Source organism: Flavobacterium koreense (assembly GCF_054776075.1).
The window spans coordinates 1-12,386 of sequence record NZ_BAAHCF010000017.1 but is presented as its reverse complement, the minus strand read 5'-3'; the positions used below and the strand labels follow the sequence as shown (position 1 = coordinate 12,386).

The 12,386-nt window shown below is 36.1% G+C and carries 3 protein-coding genes; all 3 read right to left on the bottom strand.

Going from position 1 to position 12,386, the window contains the following annotated elements; translation table 11 throughout:
• Positions 1-2,202 (bottom strand): hypothetical protein (locus ACYU7A_RS08015; RefSeq protein ID WP_460575581.1); only part of this gene is annotated, 2,202 nt, incomplete at its 3' end.
• A gap of 465 nt (positions 2,203-2,667) precedes the next feature.
• Positions 2,668-11,031 (bottom strand): GEVED domain-containing protein, encoded by an 8,364-nt coding sequence (locus tag ACYU7A_RS08010; RefSeq protein ID WP_460575579.1) that lies wholly within the window; start codon positions 11,029-11,031, stop codon positions 2,668-2,670.
• A 191-nt stretch (positions 11,032-11,222) separates the two neighbouring features.
• A complete protein-coding gene (locus ACYU7A_RS08005) occupies positions 11,223-11,951 on the bottom strand; it encodes a hypothetical protein (protein WP_460575577.1) in 729 nt (242 codons plus the stop codon).
• Positions 11,952-12,386 lie beyond the last annotated feature (435 nt).

Here is a 12,386-nt window from a genome sequence, read left to right as displayed (position 1 = left end):
TGTAATTGTAACTGTTGCTGTTCCTCCTGTTAATGTTACTGTAGTATTAGAACCACCATTTATATTATAAGTAACCACAGCACCTGATGTTCCTGTTAAAGTAAAGGTAGCATTAGCACCTGAACAAATTGGTCCATTATTTCCAGAAATACTTGCTGTTGGTAGAGCATTCACATTAATAACTGATGTAGCAGTTGCAGTACAAGCGCCATTTGTTGCAGTTGCAGTATAGGTTCTTGAAATTGTTGGTTTTGCATAAACAGTCATCGCTGGAGTTCCTGTATAAGCTATGGTTGCTCCTACGTTAGTATATAATTCAGTACTTGGTGACCATGTAACAGGTGCTTGAGATGTAAAAGTAAATCTCATATTATTTCTTGAAGAGTACGCAGCAAAACTTGCAGTAGTTGCTGCTTCTACAACTGCTGCCGTTTGATTATCAGCTCTATAAAACAATGAAGACGCAAAACTTGTAGTACTGTATAAAGCAGTATTTGTTCCTACTCCACCAGCATCATTATTTGAAAAAGTAACTTCAATTAAAAGATTATCTGTTCCGTTCCAAGAGAAAGGCGTATCTAAAGTAATGTTATTCCATCCGCTAACTGGTGTAAGATTTGCAGAATTTCTAACAACAGTAAATCCAGAAGCAACAAATGTAGTTGTTGCAAAAGAAGTTAATGTTGTATGTTGCATTCTAATAGTATAATTTTGTAATACTCTTGATTCTACAGCACTCAAATTAAAGGCTAATGTATTTATTGAAGAACTATTTATCATCCCCAAAGCTGTAAGCTCTGCAGCTGTAACCAACATTTGTTGTTTAGTACCACCATAGTAACTTTGCAAAGGATTTGGCCCAAGAGTTGCTGCAGTTGTAGTAGCCGTTGTTGATGTTGTTCCTGTGCCCAGTACGGCAGTAGTTGAAATAATACCTCCAGAGGCAGTTAAGGTTTGAATAGCATTAGCACAAATTGAAGTTGTAGCTGGTGTTACTGTTAATGAAGTTACTGGTGAAGAAACATTGATCGTTATCGTGTTAGTAACTGTAGTTCCACCCAAAACACCTGTTACTGTATATGTTGTAGTCGTTGTAGGAGAAGCAACTACGGTAGCACCTGATGTTCCACTTAATCCAGTTGAAGGCGACCATGTGTAGGTATAACCAGCAGTACTTGATGCTGTTAAAGTAGTTGACGAACCCGAGCAAATTGAAGGACTAGGAGATGCGGCTATCGCAATTGGTGCAACACATTTTACAGTGGCCAGCCAACCTGGATTATTTAATAAATTATCAGATCTAAATCGAATAGTTATTGCTCCTGAAGCATCTGTTGAAATTATATTTCCCGGACTTGTAGTTCCATAAAAAGAACCAGCAGGACAATTTGTAGCATTTGTTCCAACAGGTAAACCTGAAGAAAATATTGGTGAGGAAGTAGTTGGCCCATTATAAATTACCATTCCATCATAACCACTTTCTGTATCAAAAGCTGAAAAATTTAAGTTTATTTTCTCTCCTGAAACAGATGGTGTGAAAGTTATAGTATAATCGGTTGATAAATTATAAGTATCATTGGCTGTACCGGCATCGCTGAAAGTATAATCTAGACCACTTGTAATCGTTTGAGAACAATTTGATAATGCAGGAATCAAAAGAGTACTAGAAGCAGAAGTAGATGTCCATGATATATCGTCAATATATCTAGCTTGAGTTCCTGAACCTCTTGTATCAAGAATTCTAACAACAACATTGGTCAAACCCAAAGCACCTAAATCAACAGAAAATTGTTGGTAAACAAAAGCTGTTGTAGGCGTTGTTGTTGTACCTCTTGAAGTCCAAGGTCCAGCTGTTGAAGTTGCTGTTTGAATATTTAAAGAATGTGCAGTAGCATTATTATTTCTTGCATACCAAAATGAAAAGACTCCAGGATTTGAAATAACCGGAGTTACAATTGCATCATTAACTGCATTGAAATTCATTTGGTTATCACCAGTTCTAGCATTTCCTGTACCATAACCAACGGAAGTTGCTGTCCATGTACCACCCGATGTAGGTATTGCAGTTCCAACGCTCTCAAAAACCTGATATTTTGAACACTGGCCATGAACAAAATTTGAAAACATAAAAATGAAAAATAAAAGCATTATAAAAACACTTTTGCTACTTCCTTTTTTAAACTTAGTAATATTCTTTTCCATAAACCAACATTTTGAAATTTATAAACTATATAAATTAGACTATTTTTAAACAAAATTACGGATGCATCATAACTACATCCAATTTACTTGGACTATAAGCCAATAAAATCGATGAATGGCTCATATTTATAAATTAAGCGTGAAAAATCAAATTAATACTACGAAATCTATGACACATCCGAGCATTGAATTATTTAATTTTCAAAATTAGTAAAAAAAGGAAAATGAAAACATAAAAAACATCGATAAAAAGCAATTTTAATCGTCAATAAGCAATATTTAACAATTATGTAATCTATATATTACAATAAATTAACAAAATTTATCTTTTAAAACTTAAATTAATATTTTAAAAACTTATAAATAAAAAAGCCCTTCCGTTTCCGAAAGAGCTTTTTCTATATATTTCGAGTCCAAAGGACGAGTTAACCTAATAACTGAACACTGAACACTGACAACTGATCACTAATTAACCACTTTCTTAGTAGCCTTAAACCCATCAACAGTAGTTACTTGAACAAGCAATACTTGATTGGTTGTTCCCACATTGATTTTAGTTTCTGAAGCATTGATGTTGGTTTTTGCAACCAATACTCTACCTCTAATATCGTAGATAGTTACTTCTTTCATTGTAGTTCCTCCTGTACGGATAACTACATCATTTTGTTGTTTGATAACATTGATACTGTTTGCTGTAAAGTTGTTATCATTTGTTGTTAATGAAGTTTGGTAAACCAATTCAAAACGATCAGCAAAAGTTCCAGCAGCCGATGTGAAAGTATATGGAGTACTCAAGTTATGGTAAGAACCATCTTGGTTGTCTTTAATATAAATAGCTTGAGCACCTCCTGCAAACAATCCGTCAACATGATCTATTGCAAAAGTATAGTTACCTGCAGTAGTTACTTTATAGTTTAACGGAACCACATCGGTTACTTGGAAGGTTGGACGACCTTGAATAACATATGCTGTACTTCCGATAAGCATATTCAATGCAACTGCTCCATCATTAAAATACTTACTATCATAAGCATCAGCTCCTAAAGTAGCATTTGCAAAGTAACTAACAACTGCTTGAGAAAATTCAGCACCTGTTCCAGTTAAGTTTAACCAAATAGCATCTGCTTGCGTTGTTGGCGTAGCTATAGTAGTAGTTCTGAAGAACTGATTAGCATTATTTGCTACACGTTGACCGTTGTTAAATTCTAATGACGTAGCACCATCTTTTGCTTCAACCAAGAAACCTTGTCCTGTTTGGATTACACCATTTGGTGAATTAGTAAAAGCTTCTCCATTATCTCCGTATAAACCTGAAGTAGTGTTCCAAGTACAATAGGATGCACTTGCAGCATTATTAGTTTTTCTCCAAAAGTATAATGTTGGTTCAATTGCGTTAGTATTATCAGTTGCAAATTGAGCAATAGTAATTGGTGATGGATAAGGATTACCCACAGCATTGAATTGTTGCGTTGCACTTACATTAGCCAAAGTAATAGTTTTGGTTCCATTGTTTGGAACTCCTGTAAAGCTACCATTAAAAATAATCGGTGCTGTTGGGTGATTGTAAGGCAAACGAATTAAGTATCCTTTTCCTGTCGTAAATAATACGTTAGCATTATCAATTCCGTTTACGCCTGCTGCGTTAGTTCCTGTAACATTAAATCCGATTGAACTATTGTTATATAAGTTTGATGTTGTATCATAAACATAATAACGATTAGCAAATGTAAATGGTGAAAATGCATACAATCCTTGTCCTGTAACTGGTGAAGACCATAAGGTATAATCCAAACGAATTAATGGATTGGTTTGACGTCTTACTATGATATTTCCAGTATTAACTGCAGCTGGGTCAGATTGTAATAAATTAGCATTGTTGTTTAAGGTAAATGAACTACCAGAAGCCACAGTAATAGCTCCATTTAAAGTTACATTAAATCCAGAAGTAACACTTACAACGGCATTGTTAGAAACTGAAATAGTACAAGCATCAAGGTTAGCACCGATAGTATAATTTCCTGTAAAGCTTACCGCTTTAGTACTTGTTGGTGTACCATTACTCCATGAAGTTCCATCCCAAGTTGTAGATTCAATAACTACTGTAGAAGAACCAGATAAAGTAGCTGGACAAGTTCCATCTGTTACAGAAACTAAATTCAAGGTTTGTGTAGCTGTAGCTCCATTAACAGTAACCGTAGCCGAACCACCTGTTAAAGTAGCAGTAGTATTAGAACCACCATTCAAATTATAAGTAACCACAGCTCCAGAAGTACCTGTTAAACTAAAAGTAATATCACTTCCTGAACAAACTGCCGGACCATTATTGCCCGAAATACTTGCTGTTGGTAAAGTATTTGCATTTACTACAACACTAGCTTCAGCGGTACCACAATCACCTGTCACAAAAGCATAGTACGTTCCAGGACCTGCAACTAAAGTAGCGCCTGTGCCTAAATTAGTCCCTGTCGCACCTGTACCAGTGTACCAAGTCACAAGAGCATTATCTCCAACTACTCCATTAGCAGTAAGCGTTGTAGTTGCGCTTGGACAGATAGAACTTTCTGCAGCTGTAGCAGAAGTGATTCCAACTGGCGTTTTAATTGTAACTTGAGTAGTAGCTGTTTTTGTACAAGAACCTAAAGTAGCCGTAGCAGTATAGGTTGTTGTAGAAATTGGTTTAGCATAAACAGTTCCTGCAACGGTTCCTGTATAAGCAACAGTAGCACCTGAATCTGTATATAAACCTGCAGTTGGTGACCAAGTAATTGGGTAATTTATTGTTGCACCAAATGTCATAACTGGTCTATTGGCATTAGTAGAACCACCAGTATTAGTAGAACAAGCTCCAGTACCTGAATTAGAGGTAGTAGCTAAATAACCTGGATTAATAACAGCAACCTGCGTATTACCACTTCCGTTTCCACTGTGACAAATATTAATCAATAGGTTTGAAGTTCCATCCCAAGCAAATGGAGTTGAAAAAACATGTGTATTTAATCCCGATGTAATAGTAACTGAATTACTAAAAACTGTGGTAAATGTCGGCGATTGAAAAGTTGTAGAAAGTACTGTCGCAGATGTATTAGCCATATTAATTACATATGAAGACGCTGTAGTTCCTGACAAAGATACCACATTAAATGTCAACGAATTTATAGAAGATGCAGCAGTAATTCCAGCAGCATTTAATTCTGCCTTAGTAATTAAATATTGAACTCTATATTCTGTCGTTACATTAAATCTATAAGGTGTATTTCCATTAGCTCCAGTTGTTGTCCCAGAACCGACACTAAAATTACCAGTAGATAAAGAACTTGCTGTTAAAGGACTAATAACATTAGGACAAGTAGATGTGCTTGGTGAAATAGTAACTGCTGCTGGCGATGGATTTACAGTAACCGTAATAGTTTGTGTAGTACTCATAGCTCCAGCAGTACCAGTAACAGTATAAATTGTAGTTGTAGTAGGACTTGCAGTTACAGTGGCTCCAGTAGTAGCACTCAAACCAGTAGCTGGCGACCATGTGTAAGTATAACCTGCAGTACTAGAAGCTGTTAAAGAAGTACTATCACCAGTACAAATTGTTGCGCTTGGTGAAGGTGTTATTGTAATAGGATCTGGTGTAGGTCTTATTACTACATTATCTAAATATAGATTATCTCCATATTCCGAATGGAATTTAAAGGCAACATAAACTAAACCTTGACTTCCAGCTCCAGATGGTAATGTAACTAATTTCTTATTCCATTGTGCAGTATTAGAAGCTAATGAACCATCATGACGTGGGAAAAACGAACCTGCATCAATCCATGTAGTACCATTAGTTGAATATTGTACTTGAACTCCTTCATTTAAATAAGCACCACTATTATAAGTTGTGTTATTTTCATTTCTCCAATAAAACTCAACATCAACACTAGGATAAGTTGTTGTAATAAAAGGTGCACTAATCAATCGTTCCTCACCTCCAGCATCTCCACTAACTGCAAATGAATTGTACTGAACCATATGAGAACCTTCTTGTGCAGAAGTAGTTGGATTAGATCCTGAAGCCAAATAAAATAGTTTAGTAGCTGTTTGTAACGTTGTAGCTGTACCACCAATTGGTACAATAGCTGTTGACCAACAAGCAGGAATAAAAGTGTTATTGAATCCTTCAGAAAGGGTTAAATTAGCACTAGCACAAGCAGTAACAAACGTACCACTTCCAACCCAGTCACTCTTATCTGTACCATTACAATTAGCACGAACCCAGAAATAATAAGGTGTTGCGGCACTCAATCCTGTAAGTGAAGCTGTTAATGTTCCTGCGCCAACACTTCCAGAAGGTGTCGTACCTGAAGTTGGTGCTGTAGCACTAGTACTATAGTAATATTCATAACCATTCGCAGGTGCTGGTGTTGCAGCATTCCAATTTATAGTTGCTGTTGATGTTGTAATACCTGTTGTAGTTAATAATCCAGCAGGTGTGGCCAAACATAATGGTGTAGCGATAACTGTAAAAGTATAGTCCTCTGCTTCTCCTCTTGTTCCATTGAATGAACATGAAACTGGTACAGTAGCATTATAATCTGTAAGAACTCTCATTCTATAGTCTCCAAGAGCCTGTCCACTTGGCACAGCAAATGAACCTGTAGTAGTTCCTGTTGGCTGATAAGCATTTGAATTGTAAACATTTTCACCTGAATCGGTAAACAATCCGTTACCATTCCAATCCACCCAAATGGCAATACCTGCAGTACCTCCTGCAATGGTAACACTGAAATTTACAGTTCCAGTTGCATATTGGCTTATAGTTGGTGTTACAGAAGTGTTATTAATATAACCTCCAGTAGTGTATGTAGAAGTACTATTTAAATTGGTAGCACCACCAGTAGTTGTAACATTACTGATAAATGTAGCTGAATTTGAAGTTGAAGGCGTACAAAAAACAATATTTGGTACAGCAGAAACTTCTACTCCTGTACTCCATAAAGTTCCTTTTCTTGTAAATATTTTATAATAATAAGTTGTACCATTGGTCAATCCTGTTACTACTTGTGGAGTCGCAGTACCTTTATATACAACAAATCCACTTCCTAAAGCAGAACCTGAACCAAAAGATAAATTAGCCGTGTAAGCCGTTCCATCTCCTGTAGGTGTTCCATCATTGGCAGCACCATCTCTTGCAACAATAAGCACTTGATCATAACATCCTGTTGGAGCTGTCCACGAAATGGAAGAAGAAGTATAAGCTATACTAGCCGCTGGTGAAGTAACATTATTTGGTGTTGGAATTGTTATCGTTTGATTCGTTCCTGTAGTAAGCGTTCCAGTAGCTGTCCCTAATACAAAAGTGGTATTAGAACCCGTTACAGCATTTACTGAAATTATATTTCCTCCTGTTGCAGCACAAGGTACATCAGCAGTAATAAAAATATATCCTGTAGCTCCATTTGCAATTAATTGAGAAGTAAAACTTGGGAAAGTCTTAGTTCCAGCAGCTCCTGGAGTAGTTAATGTAGATAATAAAGTTGCGGTACCTGAATTGAAGGTCGCAGAAGTTTGATAATAAGCTTTCAAATTGGTAACATCTGCAGAAACGTAAGTTCCAGCTGTAACAATACTTAATCCTGATAATGTTGCATTGGCAACAGTAGGTGAAATACTAAAGCTATATATTGGATTAAGCGTTGTTCCTAGATTAGGAGTGCCTGCAGCAATAGCATTATCTGCCAAAGCTATAACTGGTGTAACTGAAGCCGTAACCGTTACAGTATAATCTTCTGTTTCACTATTACCTAAAGCAGTATTACAACTACTAACGGCACCAACAGCATCTTTTACAACAATACGCATTCTTGTGCTTCCTAGTGTAGCTCCTAAAGGAACAGTAAAACTTCCAGATGGATTTGTTGTAATTTGTGTTGGAGAACCTAAAGAAACTACTGTTTCATTAGCATCTGCAAAATCACCATCTTGATTCCAATCCACAAAAATTCCAAAACAAGAACCATTACCAACTCCAGGTAATGTAGCAGAATAATTAATCACGCCTCCTTGAGATTCTGTTACTGCTTGTGCAGTAAAGTTTCCATAACCATTAGTCGAATAGGTACTTGTATTAGAAATATTAGTAGCACTTCCTGTAGTTGTAAAATTGGTAATAGTATCGCTTCCTGCTGTTGCTGGACCAGTTGAATTACAATAAACAATATTTGGAATAGCAGAAACTTCTACTCCTGTACTCCATGTTGTACCATTTCTTGTGAATATTTTATAGTAATAAGTAGTACCATTAGTTAAACCAGTTACTACTTGTGGTGAAGTTGCTCCTTTATAAACAACAAAACCATTTCCTAAAGCAGTTCCCGATCCAAAAGCTAAATTAGCTGTGTAAGCGGTTCCATCACCTGAAGGTGTACCGGTATTTGAGGATGTTGCAGCTACAATTAAAACATCTGAAAAACAGAAAGCCGGAGCCGTCCATGAGATAGATGAAGAAGTAGATAATACAGAAGCTCCTGCTGCTGTAACATTATCAACAGTAGTACAACGAATAGCATTAGAATTTCCAACCACTATTAAATTAGAACCATTTTGTAACGCAACACCAGTTGCAGTAGTTGTGGTTGTACTTAATGTTGTTGGATAAGTAGTATAAGCACTAGGTATGTAATTACCCAATTCTCCAGCACCTGTATTAGTAAAAGAACCTGCTTGATTTGCAGCAACCCAAACTGGAGTTATAGTAGCCGTTGTAGCAGCACTTGAAGTTACATTCCATTGTAAATTTACAATCTTAGCACTATTCACAACAGCATTCGTAATAGTACTTCCTACATTTACTGATAAATTAGAAGTACCTGTTGTATTGGTTAAAGTAACAGGTGTATAATTTGTAACATTTAAACCTATTGGGAATAACGTTGCCGTATTACCAACGGATTGGCGAACTAAATTTCCTGCCCCATTAGTAACTATATAATTAGTTGAAGTAGCGCCTGTAATTGTTCCTGTACTACCTATTGTTAAATTATTTGCTCCTAAAGTAATTTTACCAGATGTTAAGGCTAATGTTTGATTAACAGTAACTGGGTTGGCAAGTGTTAAACCCAAAGTATTATTTAAGGTCAAAAAACTAAATGTTGTTCCGCCTGTAATTGTTTGAGCAGCAGTTCCATTGAAAGTAACCAATCTGTTATTTGGATTAAAAGTACCAGTATTGGTCCAATTTCCAGCTGTACTGAAGTCACCACCAATAGTTCCAGATAAAACTAACGTAGCGCCTGTAGCAATAGAAACATTTCCTGCAACCGACATAGCAGTTGTAGTTTGGTCCATATTAAATTGACCTCCTAAAACATTTAAGTTTCCTAAAACAGTAGTTGCTCCATAACTTCCGCCACCACTACCTAAGTAGATAATTCCATTTCCTACTACTAAATTTCCAGCAATATTCCAATCTCCGGCAGTTGCACCACTTCTTGAAATTAATCTACTGCTTGTATTCATTGTAAAATCATAAGCATTGATAGGGCCAAAAGCATTTACGTCTGAGGCACTATTAAACACATAGCTATTTCTACTAAAAGGTAAAGTAGAACTTCCTGTAGTCGTAGAACTAACAGTATAATATCTTGAATATCTTGCTCCAGTACCAATTGAACCACCTGCATTTTCTGTTGGTGTTTGCCCATAAACAAATCCACCAGAACTAGTTACATAACTAAAAAAGTTGAAGGCAGCTGGCTTTCCACCAATAGCAGACCAAGGAATAGAGAATTCCCTAACATTTCCGCCAGACTCAGCATAAGCACCAAAAGCGGTTGTTGGAGAAGACCATCCATTACTACCATCGGCAGTTCTATATTCTCGGTAGCCATTTTTTACATACATCACTAGATCAGCTCGGTATTGCAATTCGGCAAAACCAGAACCATCATAAGTATTACCCACATTAGTACCATTAGCATTAGTACCACCATTAACCGGAATCTGTGGATCTTTATCTAAATACAATACAAAACCTTCTCCTGTATTAGCATTGGCAACACCAATATGCAAATTAGTATCATCCCAATACATATAAGTATCTCCTTGCTTGTTAGAACCATCAGTATGAACTCCATATTCTCCAGCTGCGATAGTTCCATTCACTGTTGGTGAATTTGTTGTAGTTGAAATTGTTATATCATCAATAGCCAATCTATCTCTTGCACCACCAGTTGCATCTTCATAATATATCCATCTAATTCTTAAATCACTAAGATTATTAGCTCCTGCAGGCAAAGTAACACTGTTTGTAGTAACAACCCCTGTAGCTCCAAGATAAGGATAAACGCCCGAAGTAGTTACTCCAGTTACATCATTCCATGCACCAGCAGTACCATTTCTCCATTGCAAAGCAATATAATTATTGTTAGCTGAATTAGTGATTGTTCTAGAAGTCCACTGAACTACTACATCTTTTCTTCCTGTAGCGTTTCCTCTAAATAAAAAAGAGGCTCTTCTTGATGAACCACCACCTTGAAAACTTATCCCATTAGCGCCTTCACCATTCCAATTTGTCGCTGCAGTTCCATTTGTAGCATCAGTAGTAATGTCGGTTGTAAAAGTTCCGGTTGTAGATGTTCCAGCTCCAACAGTAATATTTGTTGGAAATGTCGTTGCCGAATAAGTCGCCAACGTAAAACTTGCACCTCCTGTAAAATTAAAGGAAGTTGGCGAAGTTGCTTGTCCAAAAGTGACTGTACTTTGTAAAAACACAAATACAAAACCAAGGAAAGCAATAAATTTGTTAGTAAAACCACCACAATTTGTGGCAGCAGATTTAGTAAAGTTAATCATAAAAATCAATATTTTTAAGTAGTTTTTTAGGGTTGCATCCATTTGGGAATGAACACTTTTTTTTAGCTCGTAAAAATACATTAATTTTTTAATTAACAAAGCATTAGCATTGTAGATTTTAAACTACAACGTTTATCCAAACTAAATTAAGTAAATAATTAAGAAAAGTAGTATTTTTTAATCTTCCTCTTTTAAACTATTTTAAAATCCAAAAGCCCAAAACTCACCTCAACATCACGCATCCAAGCATAACTTTTTCCTTCTTTAGAGCATTTGCCCACGAAAAGAAAGGCTGCCATAAACACATTTTCATTAGGTAATTGCACTTCTAAATCAATAGTTTGGTTCATACCATCACAATACTGCATACCACTCCCAAAGACTTGATAGTCATAAGTATTCAAATCTATTTGCAACAAAAGTAATTCCATTCCCAAACACATTCTAGACTTGAGTTTATAATGGTGAGGTGTAACACTAACCGTTCCAGTCTCAAAATTAAAAGGAGTATTGATAATAGTTCCAGCGTTCAATGAACGCTTTGGGTTCAATTGAAACTTTCTAAAAAGAGAAGCACCAGCAACTGTAGCAATACCTTTCTCAAAAGTCTTAGAGCCTTTCTCAGACAAAACATCACAATTCTTCACACCCATAACCACCGACTGAATATGGTTATAAATCATATTCTCAGGAACCCATTGTAACCACCAAGCAAAGGCACGCTTAATCCCAGAAGCCAATTTAGCGCATTTCCCAAACTCACTCTGACGCTTCCGAACTGACTCATAACGCTCTTCTGTCTTAAGCCGCTTACCATTAAAACCTCCTTTGCGCTGTATAATTAAACTCCCATTACGATGATAAGCAACCAAATCACCAATAGAACCCTCAAATTGAATTAATCCAACATTTTTTGCCATAAAATCAAAATAAAATCCCTACATTAGCTCCTGATTTCTAAATCATTAAGCATTTTTCAAAACTACTGAAAAAGCAAACAAAATCCTAATGTTTTATCAAAAACCATAACGCTACCATTACGTAGCCATGACGCTACCATTACGCTATCATTACGCATTTTGCTTTTAATTACCTCCTATTTAGTCCATAATTAAACACATACTTAAGACATCGAACAAACTACGAACGAAATACGAACAAAACCCTAAACTTATAACTAAAAAACCTCCTCAGGAAACTGAGGAGGTTTTAAAATATTTAGTCTTTCTTAAAAAACTATCTTTTAATAACACGTAGTGTTTTAGTGTTAGACTCTTGAGATACAATTACATTGTAAACTCCAGATGGATATTGGTTTCCTAATTCAAAGTTTTGAATATCAGAAGCGTTTATCA